We start from the raw sequence: 22,882 nt of genomic DNA, 5'->3' as shown, positions 1-22,882 counted from the left end.
GACGGGGATGAATTGGAGGGATTGTGAGCGGCGAACTCATCGACACCACGGAGATGTACCTGAGGACTCTCTACGAGTTGCTGGAGGAGGGCATCGACCTTCGCCGGGCCAGAATCGTCGAGCGCCTCCACCAGTCGGGGCCCACGGTGTCGCAGACGGTGGCCCGGATGGAGCGCGACGGCCTGCTGGTCGTCAACCCCGACCGCAGCATCGACTTCACCCCCGAGGGCCACGAGATGGCCGTGAACGTGATGCGCAAGCACCGGCTGGCCGAATGCCTGCTCACCGAGGTGATCGGCCTGGATCGATCGCTGGTCCATGACGAGGCCTGTCGCTGGGAGCATGTGATCTCCGACGAGGTGGAGAACCGGCTCATCGACATCCTGGACGATCCGGAGACGTCGCCCTACGGGAACGCCATTCCCGGGCTGGGGGCTTTCACCGCGGTGAACTCCGCCGCCAATTTCAGGACCGACTCGACACCCCTGGGCGAGTTCCTGGGGGAGGAGGACGGTCCGGAGCGCACGGTGCGGATCGTTCGCCTCACCGAACATTTCCAGGCCACCGAGCCGAATCTCGAGAGCACCCAGGGCGCCGGGATCGCCGTCGGTTCGGTCGTCACCGCTCGGCGCGAGGGCTCGATGGTCACCGTCACCGGGACTGTCGGCACGGTCGAACTGTCCGATCACGACGCCGACGGGATCTTCGTATCCCCGGAGGATGAGGGCTGAGATGGATCTCTCCTCCGCACGAGAGGCGGCCCGGCGGATCGGTCTCGGAGCTCGCGAGGATCCCTGGCCCGACTACCTGGCCCGCTTCCACGAGGAGAGGCCCGGTGTCATCCAGGAGGTCATCGGACGATGCCGGGCCGGTCAGCGCAACCCGTACGCCTGGCTGGCGCGCAGCGTCTCCCGGACGGCCGGCGTGGTGGTCGACGTCTGCTGCGGGGCGGGCGCGCTGAGCCGGGAGATCGCCAACGGGCAGCGGCTGGTCATCGGGGTGGAGCGCAATGACTCCGAACTCGGGCTGGCCGAGCACGGCGGCGGACAGATCGAGTGGGTCCACGGCAGCGAGGACGCGTTGCCGCTCGCCGACTCCTCGGTGGACGCCGTGGTCACCTCGATGGGTATGGTCACCACCCCGGACCCGCGAGTACTGGTGGCCGAGGCCTCGCGGGTGCTGAGACCCGGCGGGGTCTTCGCCTGCATGGCTCCCACGGTGCGTCCGGTCCCGGTGTCGATGCTGCGGACCGTCCTGGAGCTGACGGCCAGGGTGGGTTCGACGCCCAGTTTCCCGGGTGCCCTCGAGCTGAGAATGAACGACCTGCTCGCCGAGTGCGGCCTGCACAAGGTGGAGGACGCCCGCTCCTGCTACACCTACTCGGTCTCCGGTATCTCCGACGCCGATCTGCTGATCGGCGCGATGTACCTGCCCGGATCCACCCGGGCCAGACGCCGGTCGGCGCGTAACTGGCTGGTCCGGCGGGCGGCCGGCCGGGGGCCGGTCGACATCGCCGTGCCGATGCGACGAGTGGTGGCGCAGAAGGAGGCCGGACCGGCCTCCGGTATCGCCTGATCCGGGAATAACGATCTGCGGCCCCGTGTTGGGCGAGTGACAGCGAAGACTTCACGGAGGCATTTCATGGCGACCGTCGCCCTCACCACGGAGAACTTCTCCTCGACCGTTGACGCCAACGACGTCGTGCTCATCGACTTCTGGGCCGGATGGTGCAACCCGTGCATGCGGTTCGCGCCGATCTACGACGAGGCCAGCAGCAGGCACGAGGATGTGACTTTTGCGAAGGTCGACACCGAGGATCAGCAGGATCTGTCGGCCGCTCTTGACATCACCTCGATTCCGACCATCATGGCGTTCCGCTCGGGATACCTGGTGTTCCGTCAGGCCGGCCTGCTGCCGGGAGCCCAGCTCGATGAACTGATCGGCAAGGTCAAGGAGCTCGACCCGGAGGAACTGAAGAAGCAGGCTGCGTCCTGAGCGGAGGGGACGACCCCTCCTCGAACGTCAGCAGCGCCCCGCCACTGAAGAGGTGGCGGGGCGCTGCTGTGTCCGCAGATCAAGCCGATCACGGCTCGGGCATCACGATGTCCTTGACCAGGGTCTCGAGGTCGCAGTCGGCCTGGAGGAATCCGCGCAGGGTGCGCACGGTCGGGCCGAAGGTGTCGAACTCCTCGACCGTCATGCCGTCGGGATCGTAGGCGCGCCGGAACTCGGGCAGCTTCTGCAGCGCCTCCATGCGGTCGGCCGGGACGGGCTTGTTGATGGCGTCGAAGTCCGGGGTGTAGCCGGAGTCGTTGACGCGCTTGGCCCACTTGAAGGGCGGGGAGAGGACGAGGTCGCCACCGGTCAGCTCGGAGTACTGCAGGGTGTTGCGGTAGGCGGCCACCAGCACGCGGGCCTGGAATCCGCGCTCCTGGAAGATCTGGTAGGCGTGCTTGATGCAGGCGACGCCGCCCCACTCCAGGACGCCGGGATCGATGAGTTCGCGATCGCGCTCGGCGACGATCTTGAGCCAGTCGTCAAGACGGCCGCCCATGATGGTGACGACCGGGCCCATCTCGTCGACCGGCTTGCCCTCGGCGACGCGACGGTCCAGACCGCGCTGGATGGCCTCGGCCGAGCGGACCGCCTGGGGCACGGAGAAGGACACCGTCACGTTCATCGAGACGCCGCGGTAGGTGGCGTCCTCGATGGCCTGGACGCCCACCGAGGTGCAGGGCACCTTCACGATGATGTTCGGGGCGATTCTGCTGAACTCCTCGGCCTGGTCGGCCAGGGCCTTGGCGTCGTTGTGCAGGCGGGGATCGGTCTGGACCGACAGCCGGCCGTTGTGCCCGTGCTGCTCGTTGAAGATGGGCTCCAGGAGCTTGGCGGCCTCGACGGACATGTCCTTGACGGCCTGCCAGCCGACCTCGGACTCGCTCCAGGTGGGGTTGTCCTCATGGATCTTCTTGATCCGGGGGGCCCAGATGTCGAGGTGCTTCTTGATGGTGCCGTAGGCGATCTGCGGGTTGCAGGTCGCGCCGACACCCCCGAAGGAGATGGACTGGGAGAGTTCGTCGAGATCCGCCGAGTCGTTCCACAGCGCCGTGGGGGTGTTCCGGGAGACCTCGAGAAGCGGTCCGGGAGTGTATTCGGTCATGGATTCAGCTCCTGTGCTGGGGTACCTGTCGCCGGCTCGCAGATGGCGCCGACCTGAGGACCATTAGACCCCATCTCAATTGTCCTGTCAAATCGTGGCCATGGCTGCGGTCTCCTGCGGTCGTCCCGACGGTCTCGCGCGCGAGTGCTGACGAAGTGCGCCGATTGATGATATTTGTATTGACAAAGTGACAGACGCTGCTAGCGTTAAGTCTGCGTAACCACCCCAACGAAGCGGAGATCTTCATGGTTGCCTTTGGACCCAGACCGGTCGACGTCCTGACGATGGGACGCATCGGGGTCGATATCTACCCGCTCCAGACCGGAGTCGGACTCGAGGACGTCACCTCCTTCGGGAAGTTCCTCGGTGGCAGCGCCACCAATGTCGCGGTGGCCGCCGCTCGCCTGCGCCACGCCTCGGCCGTGGTCACCGCCGTGGGTGATGACCCCTTCGGCACCTTCTGCTGTCAGGAGATGGGCCGGCTGGGGGTGTACTCCCAGTACGTCGGCACGGTCGCGCAGATCCCGACCCCCGTCACCTTCTGCGAGATCTACCCGCCGGACGACTTCCCCCTGTACTTCTACCGGTACCCGACGGCCCCGGACCTCCAGATCACCCCCGATGACATCCCCGAGCAGGCCGTCAAGGACACCAAGATCCTGTGGTTGACCGTCACGGGGCTGTGCCAGGAGCCCAGCCGGGCCGCCCATCACAAGGCCCTGGACGTGCGCGGCCGCAAGGCCCACACCGTCCTCGATCTCGACTACCGGGACTCCTTCTGGTCGAGCAAGGAGGAGGCCCACGAGGCCGTGGCCGCGATCCTGCCCCAGGTCACGGTCGCGGTGGGCAACCGCGAGGAGTGCGAGGTGGCGGTCGGGGAGACCGAGCCTCAGAAGGCCGCCGAGGCGCTCCTGGAGGCCGGCGTCGAGATCGCCGTGGTGAAGCAGGGCCCCAAGGGCACCCTCGCCATGACCAAGGACGAGCGGGTCGAGGTGCCGCCCACCCCGATAGAGGTGACCAACGGCCTGGGCGCCGGCGACGCCTTCGGCGGCAGCCTGTGCCACGGCCTGCTGGAGGGATGGTCGTTGACCGACACGATCCGCGCCGCCTCCACGGCCGGCGCCCTGGTGGCGACCCGGCTGGAGTGCTCCACGGCCATGCCGAGCGAGCCGGAGCTGCTCACCATGATGAGCAGGCACTCTGAAATTCACGCGAAGGAGTCGCACCGATGAGCGCAACACCACTGATCGACAAGCTGGTCGAGCGACGGGTCGCCGACCCCACAGAATTCTCCGCCCGGGTCGCCGAACGGGCGCGGTCCGACTGGAGGGGCGGCGAACCCCTGATGGTGATCGCAGCCGACCATCCGGCCCGCGGGGCGCTGCGGGCCGGCAGCGACCGATTCGCGATGGCCGACCGCGAGGCCCTCCTGGAGCGCTGCGTCACCGCACTGTCGCGCCCCGGCGTCAACGGATTCCTCGGCACCAGCGACATGGTGCAGGATCTCGCCAACCTCGGTGCGCTGGACGGCAAGGTCGTCTTCGGGTCGATGAACCGCGGCGGATTCGCCGGGGCCTCCTTCGAGATCGACGACCGGATGACCGGCTACGACGTCGAGGGGGTCGTCTCCCAGGATCTGGCCGGCGGCAAGATGCTGATGCGCTACGACTTCGAGGACCGCGACACCGCCGAGACGGTGGCCACCTGCGCGGCCACCGTCGACGAGCTCGCCAGGGCGCAGAAGATCGCCATGGTGGAGCCCTTCATCTCGCGCCGGGACGCCTCCGGTAGGGTCGTCAACGATCTGTCGACGGAGGCCGTCGTCAAGTCGGTCGCGATGACCGCGGGCCTCGGCGCCGATTCCGCATGGACCTGGCTCAAGCTCCCGGCGGTGGAGGGGATGGAGGACGTCGCACGGGCGTCGTCGATGCCCATTCTGCTGCTGGGTGGAGAGGTCTCGGCCGATGCCGAGGCCACCCGGCGCATGTGGGCCCAGGCGCTGGCACCGTCGACGGTGCAGGGGCTGGTGCTCGGGCGCTCGATGCTCTATCCCCCGACGGCGACGTGGCCGCCGCCGTCGACAACGCTGTCACACTATTGGAGGTCTGATCACTCATGACTGACTACGTTCTGCCTGCCGGGACCGCAGGACACGACGAGTTCGAGGTCGACGTCTCCCCGCAGAAGGCCGACTGGACCTACTCGGGCATCAGGGTCGCCAGCCTGGACGCCGGGGCCTCCACCACCGTGGAGACCGGCGAGTACGAGTACCTGGTACTCCCCCTGGAGGGCTCCTACACCGTCGAGGTGGCCGGGAGAACCATGCAGCTGGCGGGCCGCGACACCATCTGGGGAGAGGTCACCGACTACTACTTCCTGCCGCGCGGGGTCACCGCCACCGTCACCGCCGTCGGCGGCGGGCGGGTCGCGCTGCCCTACGCGCTGGCCGCCGAGGACCTGGAGCCCCGCTACTGCCCGGTCGACGAGGTCAAGGTCGAGCTGCGCGGCGCCGACTACCTGTGCCGTCAGGCGTCGAACTACTCGGTCGGCAACGCGCTGCACACCTCGCGCCTGCTGGTCGTCGAGGTCATCACCCCGGGTGGCTGCTGGTCCTCCTACCCGCCGCACAAGCACGACGAGGAGGGGCCGGACGAGCATGAGCTGGAGGAGATCTACTACTTCCAGATCAAGGGCAACGAGTACGGCCCGGGCATGGCGCTGCACGCCACCTATGGCACCGACGAGCGCCCGATCAGCGTGGCCGCCAAGATCGGCACCGGCGACGTCGCCCTGGTGCCCCATGGCTGGCACGGCCCCTGCGCGGCCGCTCCCGGATACGACCTCTACTACCTCAATGTGATGGCCGGGCCCGGGGGGGCGGAGTGGAAGTCCGTCGACGACCCGCACTACGGCTGGCTCCGCGACACATTCGCGGACGGGAAGATGGATCCTCGTCTTCCTTACCAGGTTGACAAGAAGAAGGAGGCCTGAGACATGGCTGAAACCACCATCAGGCTGAGCGTCGGGCAGGCGGTCGTCCGCTACCTCACCCAGCAGTACACCGAGCGCGACGGCGTCGAGCAGCGGTTCATCCCGGGCATGTTCGGCATCTTCGGCCACGGCAACGTCGCCGGCCTGGGCCAGGCCCTGCTGCAGAACGAGGTGAATCCGGCCGAGGGAGAGGACCGCCTCGAGTACTGGCACGGCCGCAACGAGCAGGGCATCGTCCATGCCGCCACCGCCTACGCCCGCACCAAGGACCGCCTCCAGACGCTGGCCGTCACCGCCTCCATCGGGCCGGGCTCGCTCAACATGGTCACCGGGGCCGCGCTGGCCACCACCAACCGAATCCCTGTGCTGCTGTTCCCCTCCGACATCTTCGCCAACCGGGCTCCCAACCCGGTGCTCCAGCAGTTGGAGGACGCCTCCGACGCGGACCTCAGCTGCAACGACGCCTTCAAGCCGGTCTCGAAGTTCTGGGACCGCGTCAACCGCCCCGAGCAGCTGATGGTCTCCCTGCCGGGCGCCATGCGGGTGCTCACCGATCCCATCGAGACCGGTGCCGCGGTGGTCTGTCTGCCCGAGGACGTCCAGGCCGAGGCCTACGACTGGCCGGCCTCCTTCTTCGCCAAGAAGGTCTGGCACCTGGACCGCCAGGTCCCGGCGCCGTCGGCGCTGGCCCGCGCGGTGAAGGCCATCAAGGCCGCCAAGAAGCCGCTCATCGTCTCCGGCGGCGGCACCATCTATTCGGCTGCCTCCCAGGAACTGCGGGAGCTGGCCACTAGGACCGGGATCCCCGTCTCCGACACCCAGGCCGGCAAGGGGGCCATCAACTGGGACCACCCGGCCGCCGTCGGCGGACTGGGCGCCACCGGCTCCGGCTCGGCGAACGCGCTGGCCGCCGAGGCCGATCTGGTCATCGGCATCGGCACCCGCTACTCGGACTTCACCACCGGATCCCAGACGGTCTTCGGCAACCCCGACGTCCGCTTCGTCAACATCAACGTAGCCGCCTTCGACGCCGTCAAGCAGGGCGCCGAGATGGTCCTGGCCGACGCCCGCGAGGCGCTGACGGCGCTGGCCGCAGCGCTGGAGGGCTACCACGTCGAGGAGACCTGGACCGCCAAGGTGCGCGCCGAGGCGGATGCCTGGGCCAAGGCCACCGACACCTGCTACCACCTGGGGCACGGGCCGCTGCCGGCCCAGACCGAGGTCTTCGGCGCCCTCAACGAGATGATGGGCGACGAGGACGTCATGATCAACGCCGCCGGGTCCATGCCGGGCGACCTGCAGTGCCTGTGGCGCGCGAAGACCCCGGTGCAGTACCACGTCGAGTACGCCTTCTCCTGCATGGGCTATGAGATCCCGGCCTCGCTGGGCGTCAAGATGGCCCGTCCCGACTCCGAGGTCGTGGCGATCGTCGGCGACGGCACCTACCAGATGCTGCCGATGGAGCTGGCCACCATCGTCCAGGAGGGCCGGAAGGTCATCTTCGTGCTCCTCCAGAACTACGGTTACTCGTCGATCGGTGCCCTCTCGGAGTCCCACGGCTCCCAGCGGTTCGGCACCAAGTACCGCCGCGACGACGACGGTCAGGGCCATGTGCGCGGGGACGACGCCTCGCTGCGGCTGCCGGTCGACATCGCCGCCAACGCCCGGTCCTGGGGGCTGGACGTCCTCGAGGTGCACGGCATCGAGGAGTTCAGAGCTGCCTACCAGAAGGCGCACGCCTCCGATCGTGCGACGATGATCCACATCGAGACCGACCTGTACGGCCCCAACCCGCCGGCCACCGGCTGGTGGGACGTGCCGGTGACCTCCGAGTCCCGCCTGGAGTCCACCCAGGAGGCGTACGCCCAGTACGCCGAGGATGTGAAGAGGCAGCGCCGGTTCTTCTGAGCCGGCACGAGGGCCCGTCCGTACGGACGGGCCCTCGTCATATTCAGATGTTGTTCAGTTGGTCCGGCCTCTGGGGCCGGGCGGCTGATTCAGCGGATGATGTCTCGGCTCGTCCTCATGGGGCGAGCCGCAGGCTGTGAGACGCTCCGTTGAGCCTCTGCCGTTGCGACCTTGCCGGGCCTCAGGCCTCGAGAGGGTCGGCGAAGCCGATCCTCCAGGCCAGAGTGAGGGCGGCGGCGACCGCCAGGAGGCCACCGGCGATGACGGTCACGTCCGAGCTGACGACGATGCCGGCGATGGCCAGCACCAGGGAGATGCCGAGCGCGATGACGCTGGCGGCGGAGTAGTTGAACCCCTTGTTGCGGGTCAGCTCGTTGGTGAAGGACCTGTCAAGAGTAATTGCGGTCATGTGCGTGCCTGCTTCCATGAACGGGTGCCAGGCGCGACCGAGGGGCCGTGCCCAGCACGGCTTCGTGCGCTCCCCGGTGTCCCGGGGACGGTCAGATCATTTGACCTGACATGAAGAACTATAGGGGTACGGATGTGTCGATCAAGTAACGCGACGACCGGCCCTGAACAGTCGTGCACCGGGGCGGAGGGGCGCGGCGTCGGATCATGCACGGCGGGCTGTCGGAGAGAATGTGGCAGATCTCACAGAATCTCGTTCACAAGGGGTTTCCCGAGGTCCGTCTGAGTGCGGTCCGGATCGATTCCGGACGGGGCGGAGAGTATTCCCGGTACGGTGGAGCAGTCGTTTCACCAGGAGCGGATGGAGTCGTGGCGGCCCAGTAGCAGCGGGCCATGGGGAATGCGATGGCGCGCCCGCCGAAGAAGGTGACGATCCGCGATGTGGCGAGGCTGGCGGGCACCTCGACGTCCACCGTCTCCATCGCCATCTCCGGTCAGGGGAGGATCTCCGAGACGACCCGGCGTCACGTCATCGACGCTGCGGACCGTCTCGGCTGGCGTCCCGACCGCCGGGCCTCGGGGCTCCGGCAGTTCAATCCGCGGGTGGTGGGCATCGTCTACGACGCCGAGCAGCCCTTCCAGGCCAGGCTCCTGGACTGCGCCTACGTGGCCATGCGGAAGCAGGGGATCGAGGTGATCGTGGCGGCCGCGACCCCGCATCACGACGAGCAGGCCTGCGTCGCCGAGCTGCGCCGCAACGGCTGCCAGGCGCTGGTGACCACGGGTGCTGATCTCACCGACTCCGAGATCGCCCAGGTGGCGCGCCGGATGCCGACGATGAGCCTGGGGCGCGAGGTCCACATCGGGGGAGTCGACACCGTGGCCTGCGACTCCCATCGCGGCAGTGAGATGGCCGTCGAGTTCCTCGTAGGGCTCGGCCACGGCGACATCGTCCACGTGGACGGCGGCGGGGTCCCCATGACCGATATGAGGACCAGCGGCTACGCGGCGGCGATGGCCCGTCACGGTCTGGCCGGGCGGGTGAGGGTGATTCATGGGGGAGTGACCCTGGACGCGGGCATCGGTGCGGCTCGCGCCCTGCTGGCCGGGGAGTCCCTGCCCACCGGCGTCACATGCTTCAATGACCTGTGCGCGGCCGGGCTGGTGCGCGAGCTGCGCCTGCTCGGGGTGAGAGTCCCCGAGCAGGTGAGCGTGGTGGGATTCGACGACGCCCCCACAGCCGCCGATCCGACGACCGCGCTCACCACCGTCGGACAGGACATGGACGCCCTGGCCGATCGGGCGGCCAAGCAGCTCTCCCTGCGGATAGCCGATGGTGTCCCGATGCGGCCGGGGGCCGAGAAGGTCGACATCATCGAACCGTCGATCGTCATCCGGACTACGACCGCTGCTCCGAGATCCTTCGCCCTCTCGCCGGTCCGCGTTCCTCCCACGACCGGCTAGCCGATGCTGCAACGTTTCGATCCGCGGCCGGTATGACAGAGCGCCGGGCGGGTGTCCGATGCCGAAACGTTCTTGCATGTCCTGACTAACGCGACTTCCAGACGTTGCCATGTCAGTATTTTTCATGCTGGCGCACAGGGGCGCCACCGACGACAAGTGAGACACCCATGACAATGGATCAGACGCTCCCGGCAGACGGGACGCAGACTCCCGACATCAACGACCTCATCGAATCGACACCACCGTCCGGGAAGCACCGCGGCGTGGCCGCCGTCGCAGCGGTGGCCACGCTCGGTTCGCTGCTCTTCGGCTACGACACCGGCGTCATCTCGGGCGCCCTGCCCTACATGTACATGCCGGACAAGGCCGGCGGCCTGGCCCTCAACCCGGTGGAGGAGGGGCTGATCGGCGGCACCCTGCTCATCGGTGCGGCCCTCGGCGCGCTGTTCGGCGGCATCATGTCCGACCGGTGGGGCCGGCGTCACAACATCACCATCCTCGCGGTGGTCTTCCTGATCGGAGCCCTGGGCACCACCTTCGCACCGAGCGTCTTCGTGATGTACCCGTTCCGGGTGATCCTCGGCTTCGCGGTCGGCGCCGCCTCCGCCACCGTCCCGGTCTATCTGGCCGAGACCGCGCCCAAGCGGATCCGGGGATCGATCGTGGCGATCGACCAGCTCATGATCGTCACCGGCCAGCTGCTCGCCTTCACCATGAACGCGATCATCAACGCCGCCCACGGCGGGCCCCGGATCACCATCGAGGCCAACCACAACGCCGCCACCCACGGCGTCAAGCTCGGTGAGCAGTCCTGGGACAACATCCTGGCCCTGCAGGTCAGCAAGGGCGGCCCCCTCAACGATGAACAGTTCCACGCCTTCATCAACAACCTCGTCATCAACTCCGGCAACGGCGAGGCCTGGCGCTGGATGCTCGTGCTGTGCTCCATCCCCGCGATCGCGCTGTGGATCGGCATCCGGATGATGCCGGAGTCGGCCCGCTGGTACCTGGCCAAGGGCCGGGTCCGCGAGGCGATCGGCTCCCTCAAGCGGGTCCGCAACGAGCGCAAGGACGGCCCCCTGGAGGCCGAGGTGACGGAGATGTTCGTCCTCTTCCGCCATGAGCGTGAGGAGGCCGCACAGCGCGGCTCGATGAAGATGGTGATGCAGACCCCGTGGCTGCGCAAACTGCTCATCGTCGGCATCTTCCTGGCGGTCTCCAACCAGCTCACCGGCGTCAACACCATCATGTACTACGCGCCGAAAGTCCTGGAGTACGCCGGGATGACGACCACGGCCTCGATCACCGCCCAGGTGGCCAACGGCGTCATGTCGGTCATCGGATCGGCGCTGGGCCTGTGGCTCATCCTCAAGTTCCGCCGCCGCACGCTGCTCATCGCCGACGTCATCGGGGTGGGCATCACCCTGCTGGGCATCGCAGCCACCTTCCAGTTCACCATCGCGCCCCATATCGCCGACGGCACCACACCGCCGACCTGGGCGCCCTTCCTGGTGCTGGGCATGATGGCGCTGTTCATGCTCATCGTGCAGTCCTCGAACGGCACCGTGGTGTGGACGATGCTCGGCGAGATGTTCCCCTCCAAGTACCGCGGAATCATGAACGGTACGGCGATCTTCTTCCTGTGGGTCTCCAACGCCATCATCACCTTCACCTTCCCCTCGATGATGGCCGGCCTCGGCGGCGGTCTCACCTACACCATCTACGGGATCATCAACCTGGTGGTGGCAGCGATCCTGTTCAAGGTGATGCCCGAGACCTCGGGGCGCTCCCTGGAGGAGATCGAGGGCTACATGGAGCACATCTACAGCAAGTGATCTGACGATGATCTGATCCGGTCGGGGCGCCGATAGCATGAGGTCCATGGGGAATGCGACGGCGCGCCCGCCGAAGAAGGTCACCATCCGGGATGTGGCGAGGCTGGCGGGCACCTCGACGTCGACCGTCTCGGTGGCGCTGTCGGGCGGCGCCCATGTCTCGAAGGCCACCCGCAGGCGGGTGATCGACGCCGCGGACCGGCTCGGCTGGCGGCCCGATCGCCGGGCGGCCGGGCTGCGCCGGTTCCACTCCCGTCAGGTCGGCATCATCTACGAGGTGGCGCAGTCCTTCCAGGCGAGCCTGCTGGACGCCCTCTACGTGGCGATGGCCGAGGAGGGACTGGACGCCGTCCTGGCGGGGGCGACCGTCCACCACACCGAGCAGACCTGCGTCGCCGAGCTGTTGAGGGACGGTTGTCAGGCGATGGTGCTCACCGGGTCGGGCCTCAGCGATCATGAGATCGCGGCCATCGCTGCCCGGATTCCGACCCTGAGCCTGTGTCGGCAGCTGAGCCTGGGCGGCGTGGACGTCGTGGCCTGCGATTCCCGGCAGGGCGCGGCGACGGCCGTGGAGGCGCTGGTCGGGCTGGGTCACCGGGAGATCATGCATGTCAACGGAGGCGGCCGGCCCATGACGACCGAGCGCGAACAGGGCTACGTCGGGGCCATGACGCGCCTGGGCCTGGCCGGCCATATCCGGATCATGCCCGGTGGGTCGACCGTCGAGGCCGGCGTGGCGGCGGCTCAGGCGATCGCGGTGCTGCGTCCCCGCCCGACCGCGGTCACCTGCTTCAACGACATGTGCGCCGGCGGTCTGCTGCGCCAGCTCCGCCTGCAGGGCATCGGGGTTCCCAGGGAGATCAGCGTCGTGGGTTTCGATGATGCACCCGTCGCATCCGATCCGACCACCGCGCTCACCAGCGTCCGGCAGGACGCCGTGGAACTGGCGGCTCGAGCCGCCGCGCTGCTGAGGACGCGGGTCGAGCTGGAGGGGCCGGTGAGGCCCGGCGCCGAGCAGGTCATCACCATCGGGACGGAGCTGGTGACGAGGACCACGACGTCGCCCCCTGGTGCGGGCCCGGCCGGCTGACGGTCGTAACGTTTCGACGCCGGGGCGGTTCGGCATCGGAACCGGTGCCTTCGATTCTCGAATCGTTTTGCAGTGTCCTTACGTGTGCCGAGGGACGGGTGGCATATGTCAGGATCTTTGAATCGGCGCACAGGGGCGCCGAAGCGCCCGACGAAGGGCGCACCGATGAACGAGGAGAATCGATGAGCGACAAGAGGTCCATCGGGGTGGGGGTCGTGTCCCTCGGTTGGATGGGACGGCTGCACACCAGGGCATACCGGGCCCTCAAGGAGAAGTTCCCCGAGATCGAGGCCGACATCAGGCTCGTCTCGTGCTGCGATGTCATGGAGGAGAACCGGCGTCAGGCGACCGAGGTGCTCGGATTCCGGCGTGCGGTCTCCGACTATCACGAGCTCATCAATGACCCGCAGGTCGACGTCGTGGATATCTGCTCCCCGAACTTCCTGCACCATGAGATCGCCATGGCGGCCATCGAGGCGGGCAAGCCGTTCTGGATCGAGAAGCCGATGGGCATCAGCGCTGAGCAGTCTGCCGACATCGCACAGGGAGCCGAGGCCAAGGGCCTGATCACCTCGGTGGGATTCAACTACCGCCACGTGCCGGCCGTCCAGTACGCCCGCCGGCTCATCGCCGAGGGGAAGCTCGGGCGCATCACCAATGCCCGCGTCTGGCTCATCGCCGACTACGCCTCCGACCCGAACGGCCCGCTCACCTGGCGCTATGAGAAGGGCCGGGCCGGAGCCGGGGTGGTGCTGGACCTGATGGGGCACGGGGAGGATCTGGTCCAGTACCTGCTCAGGGACCGGATCACCGAGGTCACCGCGCTGACCGACACCTTCATCGATCAGCGGCCCAAGCCCCTGAAGGCCGGCGTCGGCCACAGTGGCTGGGTGGTCTCCGACGAGCTCGGGCCGGTGGAGAACGAGGACTACTGCGCCGTCATCGCACGGTTCGCCGGGGGAGCGGTGGCCACCATGGAGTCCTCCCGGGTGAGCGTGGGGCCGCGATCGGAGTACGTCGTCGAGGTCTACGGCACCGAGGGTTCGATCCGCTGGAACTTCGAGGATCTCAACCACGTCGAGGTCTGCCTGGGACGTTCCAACGGCGCCCTGCAGGGATATGTCAGGGCGATGGCCGGCCCCGATCATCCGGACTTCGCCCGGTTCCAGCCCGGCGCCGGGACGTCGATGGGATTCGACGACATGAAGGTGATCGAGGCCGCGAAGTTCGTCTCCGGAGTGCTGGCCGACGAGCAGTACGGGCCATCGGCAGCCGACGGATGGTCGGCCGCGGAGATCGATGACGCCGTGGTGGCCTCGGCCGCGGACGGAGCCTGGCACCAGGTTCGGGCAGTGTCCGGCCGCACCACTTTCGACAAGTGAGCTGAGACCATGACAGATCATGTGACACTTCCCGGGGGCCCGAGCGAGGTCTCCGACCTGCGGGAGATGATTGCTGGCACCGAACCCTCGGGCAGGCACCGCGGCATCTTCGCGGTCGCAGCGGTGGCCACACTCGGTTCGCTGCTCTTCGGCTACGACACCGGCGTCATCTCGGGCGCGCTGCCCTATATGTACATGCCGGGTTCGGCCGGCGGTCTGGCCCTCAACGCGGTGGAGGAGGGCCTGATCGGCGGCATTCTGCTCATCGGGGCGGCCTTCGGCGCGATCTTCGGCGGCATGATGTCGGACCGGTGGGGCCGACGTCACAACATCACCATCCTCGCGGTGGTCTTCCTCATCGGGGCCCTGGGCACCACCTTCGCCCCCAGCGTCTTCGTGATGTACCCGTTCCGGTTCATCCTGGGGTTCGCCGTCGGCGGGGCCTCGGCCACCGTTCCGGTGTATCTGGCGGAGACCGCGCCCAAACGGATCCGGGGGTCGATCGTGGCGATCGACCAGCTGATGATCGTCACCGGCCAGCTGCTGGCCTTCGCCATGAACGCGATCATCAACGCGGCCCATGGCGGGCCGCAGATCGTCGTGGAGGCCAACAACAATGCCGATGCCCATGGCATCGCCACCGGCCAGCATGCCTGGGACGCCATTCTGGCTCTGCAGGCCAGCAAGGGCGGCCCGCTCAGTGACGCCCAGTTCCACGCCTTCCTCGACAACCTCGTCATCAACTCCGGCAACGGCGAGGCCTGGCGCTGGATGCTCGTGCTGTGCTCCATCCCGGCGATTGCCCTGTGGATCGGCATCCGGATGATGCCGGAGTCGGCGCGCTGGTACCTGGTGAAGGGCCGCATCAAGGACGCGGTCGGTTCACTCAAGCGGGTGCGCAACGCAGAGAAGGACGGTCCCCTGGAGGCCGAGCTGAACGAGATGATCGCCGTCCGCAGGCATGAGGCCGCCGAGCAGCAACGCGGCCGGTTCAAGGACGTCTGGGCGACCCCCTGGTTGCGGAAGTTGTTGCTGATGGGCATCTTCCTGGCCATCGTCAACCAGACCACCGGCGTCAATACCGTCATGTACTACGCGCCGAAGGTGCTGGAGTACGCCGGGATGACCACCTCGGCCTCCATCACCGCTCAGGTGGCCAACGGCGTCATGTCGGTCATCGGATCGGCGCTGGGCCTGTGGCTCATCCTCAAGTTCCGCCGTCGTCAGCTGCTCATCTTCGACATCTTCGGTGTCGGGATCGCCCTGCTCGGTGTCGCGGCGACCTTCCAGTTCACCATCGCTCCCCATATTGCCGACGGGACGAAGCCGCCGGCCTGGGCGCCGTTCCTCATCCTCGGTCTCATGGCGGTCTTCATGCTCATCGTGCAGTCCACCAACGGCACCGTGGTGTGGACGATGCTCGGCGAGATGTTCCCATCCCGGTACCGGGGGATCATGAACGGCACGGCGATCTTCTTCATGTGGACCGTCAATGCCGTCATCACTTTCACATTCCCGTCCATGATGTCGGGTCTGGGCGGTGGGCTGACGTACACCATCTACGGCGTGCTCAACCTCGTCATCGGCGTCGTGCTCCTGAAGATCATGCCCGAGACCTCCGGCCGGTCGCTGGAGGAGATCGAGACCTACATGGAGCACATCTACAGCAGGTGATCCAGGCACATCCCAGTAAGCACTTGTCAGCCAAGAGATAATAAATGTGTTAACATTTGCACGGTCGGCCGGGGCTCGTCCTGGAGGACGGGTCCCGGCCGCCGAACGCATCAGTGAAGATGTCATTGTGAGGAGTTCTCGTCCATGATTCGTATCGCCATCATCGGTGCAGGTCGCATCGGTCACGTCCATGCCCGCGCCGTCGATGCTCATCCCGCGGCCGAGCTGGTGCTCGTCTGCGACCCCTTCGAGAAGAATGCCAAGGAGCTGTCGGCCCAGTACGGCGTCAGGTACTGCCTGGATCCGCAGGAGGTCTTCGACGCTCCGGAGGTCGACGCCGTCATCATCGGCTCGCCCACCCGGTTCCACGTCGATCACATCCTGGCGGCGGTGAAGGCCGGCAAGAAGGTGATGTCGGAGAAGCCGATCGCTCTGGACGTCGCCGAGGCGAAGCGCTGCATCGACGAGCTCGGCGAGGCCGCCGACAACGTCATGATGGGCTTCAACCGGCGATTCGATCCGAGCTTCGCCGAGATCCACCAGCGGATCGACGACGGCGAGATCGGCCAGCTCCAGCAGCTCATCGTCGTCTCCCGCGACCCGGCGGCCCCGCCGGCCGAGTACGTCGCCGGATCCGGCGGCATCTTCAAGGACATGACGATCCACGACTTCGACACCGTCCGGTTCTTCCTGGGCGATATCGCCGAGGTGACGGCCGTGGGTACCAACGTCGACGAGGCGATCGCGGCGCAGGGCGACTTCGACCAGGTGCTGGTGACCCTGAAGTCGACCGAGGGGAGACTGGCCACGATCGTGAACTCGCGCAGCTGCGCCTTCGGCTACGACCAGCGCCTGGAGGCCTTCGGGGCCGACGGCATGCTGAGCGCCGACAATCTCACCCAGACCGCCGTCCGCAAGGCCACCAGCAGCCAGACCGAGGCGAAGTCCGCGGTGATGGACTTCTTCCTCGAGCGCTACGAGGACGCCTACCGGATCGAGCTGGGGCGCTTCATCGACACCGCCGACGCGGGCACCCCGGCCTCTCCCTCGGTGCGCGACGGCTACGCCGCGCTACTGCTGGCCCAGGCGACCGCCGACAGCGCCAGAACAGGTGCTGCCGTGAAGCTCTGAGATGGGATTGCGCATGCCGCCTTGCCGGGCGGGAATTCGGTTGCGGCCCCGAGAGGATTCGAACCTCCGACACATGGTTTAGGAAACCACTGCTCTATCCCCTGAGCTACGGGGCCATGCCGACAGACATCATCGGCCCGTCCAGACTAGTGTCCCGGCGCCGCGGGCGGCAATTCCAAGGAGCCGGCCACTCCTCCCGTCGTCTCCATCTCATAGGATCGGGGGCGAATCGCGAGCCATCACGATCGGAAGGGTCGATGGGATGAGTGAAGCCGGGTTGAGAGCCGCACAGCAGAAGATGAGGGACGCCGGGGTGGAGGCCACGGCGATCGACGTCTTCACCTCCTACTACCACCAGCTCGAGGAAGGCGGTACCGGACTGATCCGAGAAGACACCATCAGCCCGCTCACCGATCCTCCGATGCTCTCGGAGGTCGACGTCGACGATGAGGCGGCCTCGGCGGCTCTGGATCGCACGGTCATCATCAAGCTCAACGGTGGCCTGGGCACCTCGATGGGCCTGGACAAGGCGAAGTCGCTGCTCGAGGTCCGCGACGGTCGCACCTTCCTCGATCTCGTCGTCGGTCAGGTGCGTGCCGCCCGGAAGCGTCACGGCGCCCGGCTGCCGCTGCTGTTCATGGACTCCTTCAGCACTCGCGACGACACCCTCGCCGCCCTGTCGGCGTACCCGGATCTGGCTGTCGACGGGCTGCCGCTGGACTTCCTGCAGAATCAGGAGCCCAAGCTGCGCGCCGACGATCTCACTCCGGTCGAGTGGCCCGAGGATCCGGCCCTGGAGTGGTGCCCGCCGGGCCACGGCGATCTCTACACGGCCCTGCTGGGCTCGGGACTGCTCGACCAGCTCCTTGAGCAGGGATTCCGCTACGCCTCGGTCTCCAACGGCGACAATCTCGGCGCCGTCCCGGACGCCCGTCTGGCCGGCTGGTTCGCGGCCTCCGGAGCCCCCTACGCCGCCGAGCTGTGCCGGCGCACCGTCAACGACAAGAAGGGCGGGCATCTGGCCGTCCGCAAGGCCGACGGGCAGCTGATCCTGCGCGACACCGCCCAGACCGCGCCGGAGGAGATGGACTACTTCACCGACGAGTTCCGCCACCCCTTCTTCCACACCAACAACCTGTGGTTCGATCTGGCCGCGGTGAAGAAGGCCCTCGACGAGCGGCACGGCGTGATGGGGCTGCAACTCATCCGCAATGAGAAGACGGTCGATCCCCGCGACGCCGACTCGACGCCGGTGATCCAGATCGAGTCCGCGATGGGCGGGGCCATCGAGGTCTTCGAGGGTGCGACCTGCATCTGCGTCGACCGCTCCCGCTTCCTGCCTGTCAAGACCACCAATGAGCTGCTTCTGCTGCGCTCCGACGTCTACAGCCTTGACGCCGACTCCCATCTCGTCAAGGGCACCGACCGGACCTGCGAGATCGATCTCGACAAGCACTTCTACAAGAAGATCGCCGACTTCACCCGCAGGATTCCGCAGGCCCCCTCGCTGCGTGAGGCCGACCGCCTGGCCGTTGCGGGCGACTGGACCTTCGGCTCCGGAGTCGTCGTCGACGGCTCGGCCGAGCTGTCGGCCGACAGCCCCGCCACCGTCCCCGACGGCGCGCGGCTGTCCGGCGAGATCACCGACGGGTCGCTGTGACCGACGGGGTGGCGCCGGCGGCCCGTTGCTGGGCCGCCGTCGCCGTCGTGCTCACCGGGCAGCGGCTGGAACCCGCACCCGATGTCGACTGGGACGCCGGTCGGCTGGTCGCATGGCTGGCCGAGCAGGAATGGGACGCCGCGGCGCTTCAGGATCGGCGTCGACGATGCCAGGCCGCCGACCGGCCCTGGCCGGAGGCGCTGCCGACAGATCTGATCGACGGCCTGGAGTTCGCCAGGTACGCGGCCGTGCTCGCCCAGGTGCGCACGGCCACCGGCCTGGACGGATTGGCCGAACGGGTGCATCACGGACCTGCGGTCATCGGCCCCGACGAGACCCGGCTGCTGCGGGAGGTCCCTCCGCACAGCGTCCAGCGCTGACGCCGGCATGAGATGACGCCCCGGTCGATTCGGACCGGGGCGTCGTGCGGGTGAAACCGGGGTGCGCCGAGGTTCAGCTGTTCTTCTGCTGGGCGAGCAGATCGCGGATCTCGGTGAGCAGCTCCTCGCTGGTCGCCGGAGCCTCCTCCACTTCCTTCTTGACGAGCCTCGACTTGGCGAACTCATAGGGCTTGACAACACCGAAGTAGACGACGGCAGCCAGGATGAGGAAGGACACGACGGAGGTGAGGAAGGCACCGACGTGGATGCCGCCCGGGACGAAGGTCGAGAAGTTCGGGGTGCCCCCGAGCTTTCCGAGGAGGTCCATGACGATGGCCGTGAATGTCGTGACGACGGTGGCGAATGCGCCGCCGATGATGAAAGCGACGGCCAGCTCAACGAGGTTTCCGCGCATGATGAAGTCCTTGAAACCCTTCATCTGTTCCCCTTTCAGATCAGCTGTACCGCCATCCGGACGGCACCAAGACGGCTGAAAGTCTAGAGGGATCCATCGGAACAGACGTCCTCGAAATGCCATATTTCGCGTTCAGAGATGACGTCGGTTGACGCTGTATACGCTGACAACGGTCGATACGTCATTCCATAACGACTCCCACTCCCTGTCCCGAACTCTGGGTCGCGATTCGCGCCGCGCTCTGAGGATCGGTGGAGACCACGATGACGGGCTCCGTACCTGCGGCGAGAGACCCCTGGGAGGAGGTGTGCGAGATGGCCCGGATCACCGCCGAGCGCGCCAGCACCACGGCCTGCGAACCGTCGGAGACCGTTACTATCGTGACCACCATCCCCACCCGCAGCATCGGAAGCAGTGACGGATCGGACAGCCGCACCCCGGTCAGCGCCCGCCCCGGACCGGCTCTTGGCGCGCTGAGGAGATCGGCCTCGGTGAGAATGCTCCCTCGGGACCGATCGGCGACCAGGGTCTGGCCGGCGGCCTTGTCGACGGAGATGAGCGCCTGATCGGGTACCAGAGCTGCGGGGACCCGGACGACTGCGATCTCAGCGGATCCGATCTGGGATCCGCCCGACAGTGCCTTCCGGGCGACGATGACCGGTCTGGTTCCCTGCGGGTCGGTGTCCGGGGATGCGAGGAGAATGACGGCCGCCGCCGCCAGCAGCGCCGCGAGGAGTCGGCGGTGCCGAGTGAGCAGGATGTGCAGGCGCCGGTTCATGGGCCGACGCCGGACATGTCGTCCCGGGCGCGAGTCGGTGCTGAGTACTCGAGTGCGGAGCCGACCGGGCTGCGGCGCGGTCCTATCGGGCCTGCTGGGTCTGAAGATTCGTCTCACACCCCAGTTCTAGGGGCGCGAACTCGGAATCAGAGGTTTTCCACAGGTGAATTCGGATCAGTTCGCGGCGGCCGCGGCTGTGGAAGACTCGGAGCTGGTCGTCGAGTCCGAGCCGGTGGCGGCGTGCTCGGTGGAGCTGTGATCGGCGGCGGGGGCGGCTGCGGCCGTCGCACCGTGGGTGTGGTTGTCGGTGGAGTAGAACCCAGAACCCTTGAACACCACGCCGACCGCGTTGAACACCTTGCGCAGCGTGCCGGAGCAGGTGGGGCAGGTCGTGAGGGCGGCGTCACTGAAACGCTGGAAGACCTCGAGATCACGGCCGCAGTCGGTGCAACGGTACTGGTATGTGGGCATGCTCTCCTCGATCCGGTCCGATCCCACGATCGGGCGACGTCAAACATGATATGCGACGCGCGCGAGGAGCGGAAAACCGGGCACGGTATGACCACCCCGGGAACGCGCACATCTGAACGGCTGTGCAACGCAGCGCGGCGCGCTGCTATTCCACGGAGCCCTTCGGTCCCAACGGCACCAGGCCGCAGGGCGTCAGTGCGGCATCAACCGCGACGTCCCAGGGATCGCGAGGAAGTGCGGCGACCACCTCGCAGGTGTCGACCATCGCCCAGACGGGCGCATCGGGGCGCCGATGCAGCAGGGCCCGGTCGTACCAGCCTCCGCCGATCCCCACCCGGTAACCGGCCCGGTCTGCCCACAGGGCCGAGCAGATGATGACGTCGGCCGAGGCCAGCTCCGAGGCCGCCATGGCGACCCCGGAGGGTTCGGGGATGCCCCACAGTCCCTCGCGCAGCCGGTCATGGCGGTAGCGTCCCCAGCTCACCTCGTGGACGCCGTGGCCCCGACCGTCGGTGAGCACGGGAGCCAGGACCGCGACGCCGCGTCGTTCCAGCTCGGCGGCCAGCCCCAGCGTGTCCGGCTCCTGACCCCGGGAGAGGTACAGGGAGACCACCGCGGCTCCGGACGAGGTGACGGCGTCGACGCCGTGGCTCCGCCATCCTCGGCGCCGGGCGAGCTGCTCGGCCCTGCTCAGGGCCTGCCGTCGGGCCAGGCCCAGTCGCCGCCAGGCCGTCTTGTCGTCGGGGTCGGCGGGCGGATCGGGATCGTGCACAGGCCAAGGCTAGGCGGGCCGACGCGTCATCGGCCATCCTGCCTCCGGAACCCGTAGTCTGTCGCCATGGCGTTGTTCCGCAGGAAGAAGATCGAGCCGCCGACTGCCGAGGAGGAGGCGCCGTTACGGCTGCCCGGAGCGCCGGCCGACGATGTGAACGGCCGCCGTGGCCTGGAGGTCCACCGGGACTTCCTGGTGTCGGCGGTCAGACCATTGACGCCGTTCGGGCTGAGCATCGGTGACGCGCTGGGACTCGAGCTGTGCGAGGACGTTCCGGCCCCCACCGATGTACCCCATCTCACCACGGCCGCGATCGACGGATTCGCCTTCGACTCGGCGACCACCACCCGGGCGGGCAACCCGTATCCGGTCCACCTGCAGATCGACCGGCGTCCTCCGCGGCCCGTGCTGCAGGGCACGGCCGTGTCGGTGCGTGCCGGTGCGGAGCTGCCCGACGGTACCGACTGCGTCGTCGGCCCCGAGGTGCTCGACGAGGACGGGAAGGTGACCGTGACGGAACCGGTGCCGGCCTGGTCGGGATGCCGGCTCGCGGGATCGGACTTCGCCGGCGGGGAGGTGATCGCCCCTCAGGGCAGCCACCTCAATCCCGGGCGGATCGCGCTGCTGGCGGCCGCCGGAGTCGACAAGGTGTTCGCCCGGCCACGCCCGCGGGTGGTGGTGCTGGGCACCGGTGGGGGAGAGCACCCCGACGGCGAGGACGTCCCTCAGCTGGACGCCACTGCCCAGATCGTCGCCGCCGCGGCACGCAACACCGGGAGTCATGTGTGGCTCGTCGACGCCCGGGACAGCGAGCCGGACGAGTTGCGCGAGACCGTCACCGACCAGCTGATCCGCGCCGACCTGCTGCTGTCGACCAGCGACCGGATGGTCGCCACCGAGCCGGACCCCGTGGGCAGTCTGCTGCCCGAGCTCGGAGCGACCGATTTCTGCCAGGTGGCCATGACTCCCGGCTCCTACCAGGGTTTCGGGCTGATCGGGCCCGAGCTGGTTCCGGTGATGGTGCTTCCGCCCGGCCCCGGCGCGGCACTGGCCGCGTTCCACGCCTTCGCCAGGCCGGTGCTCAACAAGCTGGCCGGCGGCGCGCCGCGTTCCTGGGAGATCGCCGCCGAGGCCGGCTCCCTGGTGGCCGAGGCCTCGGACCTGGCCAGTTTCGTGCCGGTACGCCTCGAGGAGCGCAACGGAAGGGTCATCGCCTCCCGGGCGGGGCACGGTGATCCGGCGAGGCTGGCGGATCTTGCGATGTCGGATGCGCTTGCGGTCATCCCGACCGGGTCGAGGATCGACGTCGGTGATGATGTGACCTGCTGGTCACTGGGACGGAGTTGACCACGCCATGATTGCC

The 22,882-nt window shown here is 67.7% G+C and carries 22 protein-coding genes, 1 tRNA gene and 1 pseudogene; 16 read left to right on the top strand and 8 right to left on the bottom strand.

Translation table 11 applies throughout. From position 1 onward, the window contains the following. Window positions 1–53: 53 nt before the first annotated feature. The 3 genes from JS278_RS12060 to trxA all read left to right on the top strand — a co-directional run bounded on the left by JS278_RS12060 (window position 54) and on the right by trxA (window position 1,995). Window positions 54–731 (top strand): metal-dependent transcriptional regulator, encoded by a 678-nt coding sequence (locus JS278_RS12060; RefSeq protein WP_245935315.1) that lies wholly within the window; start codon window positions 54–56, stop codon window positions 729–731. A gap of 1 nt (window position 732) precedes the next feature. Then, window positions 733–1,575: a class I SAM-dependent methyltransferase gene (locus JS278_RS12055; RefSeq protein ID WP_181833712.1), complete on the top strand. Its 843-nt coding sequence runs from the start codon at window positions 733–735 to the stop codon at window positions 1,573–1,575. A gap of 66 nt (window positions 1,576–1,641) precedes the next feature. Beyond that, window positions 1,642–1,995 carry a thioredoxin gene (trxA, locus tag JS278_RS12050; protein ID WP_114045400.1) on the top strand — a complete coding sequence of 118 codons (354 nt, stop codon included), beginning with the start codon at window positions 1,642–1,644 and terminating at the stop codon, window positions 1,993–1,995. 88 nt (window positions 1,996–2,083) lie between these two features. On the opposite strand, the gene JS278_RS12045 is transcribed toward trxA, so the two are convergent. After that, entirely contained in the window at window positions 2,084–3,160 is a 1,077-nt protein-coding gene (locus JS278_RS12045) for a transaldolase family protein (RefSeq protein ID WP_114045399.1), read from the bottom strand. A 245-nt stretch (window positions 3,161–3,405) separates the two neighbouring features. Here JS278_RS12045 and iolC point away from each other — a divergent pair, with 245 nt between their 5' ends. The 4 genes and pseudogenes from iolC to iolD all read left to right on the top strand — a co-directional run bounded on the left by iolC (window position 3,406) and on the right by iolD (window position 8,059). After that, a complete protein-coding gene (iolC, locus tag JS278_RS12040; protein ID WP_114045398.1) occupies window positions 3,406–4,392 on the top strand; it encodes a 5-dehydro-2-deoxygluconokinase in 987 nt (328 codons plus the stop codon). Continuing rightward, window positions 4,389–5,269 (top strand): annotated as a pseudogene (locus JS278_RS12035) (Cgl0159 family (beta/alpha)8-fold protein). Before iolC ends, JS278_RS12035 begins: the two are co-directional and overlap by 4 nt. A gap of 6 nt (window positions 5,270–5,275) precedes the next feature. Next, window positions 5,276–6,151 carry a 5-deoxy-glucuronate isomerase gene (gene iolB, locus JS278_RS12030; protein ID WP_114045397.1) on the top strand — a complete coding sequence of 292 codons (876 nt, stop codon included), beginning with the start codon at window positions 5,276–5,278 and terminating at the stop codon, window positions 6,149–6,151. A 3-nt stretch (window positions 6,152–6,154) separates the two neighbouring features. Next, window positions 6,155–8,059 (top strand): 3D-(3,5/4)-trihydroxycyclohexane-1,2-dione acylhydrolase (decyclizing), encoded by a 1,905-nt coding sequence (iolD, locus tag JS278_RS12025; RefSeq protein ID WP_114045396.1) that lies wholly within the window; start codon window positions 6,155–6,157, stop codon window positions 8,057–8,059. A gap of 181 nt (window positions 8,060–8,240) precedes the next feature. Here the strand turns inward: iolD and JS278_RS12020 are convergent, their stop codons facing one another. Both JS278_RS12020 and JS278_RS16800 read right to left on the bottom strand, forming a co-directional pair. Then, entirely contained in the window at window positions 8,241–8,468 is a 228-nt protein-coding gene (locus JS278_RS12020; RefSeq protein ID WP_114045395.1) for a hypothetical protein, read from the bottom strand. A gap of 118 nt (window positions 8,469–8,586) precedes the next feature. Next, entirely contained in the window at window positions 8,587–8,700 is a 114-nt protein-coding gene (locus tag JS278_RS16800; protein WP_425451509.1) for a hypothetical protein, read from the bottom strand. Window positions 8,701–8,860: 160 nt separating this feature from the next. Here JS278_RS16800 and JS278_RS12015 point away from each other — a divergent pair, with 160 nt between their 5' ends. The 6 genes from JS278_RS12015 (at window position 8,861) to iolG (ending at window position 17,043) form a co-directional block, all read left to right on the top strand. After that, entirely contained in the window at window positions 8,861–9,931 is a 1,071-nt protein-coding gene (locus JS278_RS12015; RefSeq protein ID WP_114045394.1) for a LacI family DNA-binding transcriptional regulator, read from the top strand. 173 nt (window positions 9,932–10,104) lie between these two features. After that, a complete protein-coding gene (locus tag JS278_RS12010) occupies window positions 10,105–11,766 on the top strand; it encodes an MFS transporter (protein WP_114045393.1) in 1,662 nt (553 codons plus the stop codon). A gap of 46 nt (window positions 11,767–11,812) precedes the next feature. Next, the gene (locus tag JS278_RS12005) at window positions 11,813–12,856 is read left to right on the top strand and encodes a LacI family DNA-binding transcriptional regulator (protein ID WP_181833711.1); all 1,044 of its coding nucleotides are present in this window, start codon (window positions 11,813–11,815) and stop codon (window positions 12,854–12,856) included. 182 nt (window positions 12,857–13,038) lie between these two features. Continuing rightward, window positions 13,039–14,238 (top strand): Gfo/Idh/MocA family protein, encoded by a 1,200-nt coding sequence (locus JS278_RS12000; RefSeq protein ID WP_114045391.1) that lies wholly within the window; start codon window positions 13,039–13,041, stop codon window positions 14,236–14,238. Between the two features lie 66 nt (window positions 14,239–14,304). Next, window positions 14,305–15,912, top strand: coding sequence for an MFS transporter (locus JS278_RS11995; protein ID WP_114046305.1), 1,608 nt, complete (start codon window positions 14,305–14,307; stop codon window positions 15,910–15,912). A 144-nt stretch (window positions 15,913–16,056) separates the two neighbouring features. Further along, window positions 16,057–17,043, top strand: a complete 987-nt coding sequence (gene iolG, locus JS278_RS11990; RefSeq protein ID WP_114045390.1) for an inositol 2-dehydrogenase — start codon at window positions 16,057–16,059, stop codon at window positions 17,041–17,043. Window positions 17,044–17,086: 43 nt separating this feature from the next. Here the strand turns inward: iolG and JS278_RS11985 are convergent. Beyond that, a tRNA-Arg gene (locus JS278_RS11985) sits at window positions 17,087–17,159 on the bottom strand. A gap of 146 nt (window positions 17,160–17,305) precedes the next feature. On the opposite strand from JS278_RS11985, the gene JS278_RS11980 reads away from it, so the two are divergent. Then, window positions 17,306–18,703, top strand: a complete 1,398-nt coding sequence (locus JS278_RS11980; protein ID WP_114045389.1) for a UTP--glucose-1-phosphate uridylyltransferase — start codon at window positions 17,306–17,308, stop codon at window positions 18,701–18,703. Window positions 18,704–18,711: 8 nt separating this feature from the next. Continuing rightward, entirely contained in the window at window positions 18,712–19,083 is a 372-nt protein-coding gene (locus tag JS278_RS11975) for a hypothetical protein (protein WP_114046304.1), read from the top strand. A gap of 73 nt (window positions 19,084–19,156) precedes the next feature. Here JS278_RS11975 and mscL read toward each other — a convergent pair whose 3' ends face one another. The 4 genes from mscL to JS278_RS11955 form a co-directional block, all read right to left on the bottom strand. Continuing rightward, entirely contained in the window at window positions 19,157–19,522 is a 366-nt protein-coding gene (gene mscL / locus JS278_RS11970) for a large conductance mechanosensitive channel protein MscL (protein WP_114045388.1), read from the bottom strand. A gap of 157 nt (window positions 19,523–19,679) precedes the next feature. Then, entirely contained in the window at window positions 19,680–20,276 is a 597-nt protein-coding gene (locus JS278_RS11965) for an SAF domain-containing protein (protein ID WP_114045387.1), read from the bottom strand. A gap of 174 nt (window positions 20,277–20,450) precedes the next feature. Then, window positions 20,451–20,747: an FmdB family zinc ribbon protein gene (locus tag JS278_RS11960; RefSeq protein WP_114046303.1), complete on the bottom strand. Its 297-nt coding sequence runs from the start codon at window positions 20,745–20,747 to the stop codon at window positions 20,451–20,453. 145 nt (window positions 20,748–20,892) lie between these two features. Further along, entirely contained in the window at window positions 20,893–21,519 is a 627-nt protein-coding gene (locus JS278_RS11955; protein ID WP_114045386.1) for a 5-formyltetrahydrofolate cyclo-ligase, read from the bottom strand. Between the two features lie 66 nt (window positions 21,520–21,585). Between JS278_RS11955 and JS278_RS11950 the strand changes: the two genes are divergently transcribed. Next, on the top strand, window positions 21,586–22,866 hold the full coding sequence (locus JS278_RS11950) for a MoeA family protein (protein ID WP_114045385.1): 1,281 nt from the start codon (window positions 21,586–21,588) through the stop codon (window positions 22,864–22,866). Window positions 22,867–22,882 lie beyond the last annotated feature (16 nt).

Origin of the sequence: Acidipropionibacterium virtanenii, assembly GCF_003325455.1 — a bacterium.
GTDB lineage: Bacteria > Actinomycetota > Actinomycetes > Propionibacteriales > Propionibacteriaceae > Acidipropionibacterium > Acidipropionibacterium virtanenii.
Note: the sequence above shows the minus strand (reverse complement) of the source record. Positions and strands in the feature narration are given on the sequence as shown.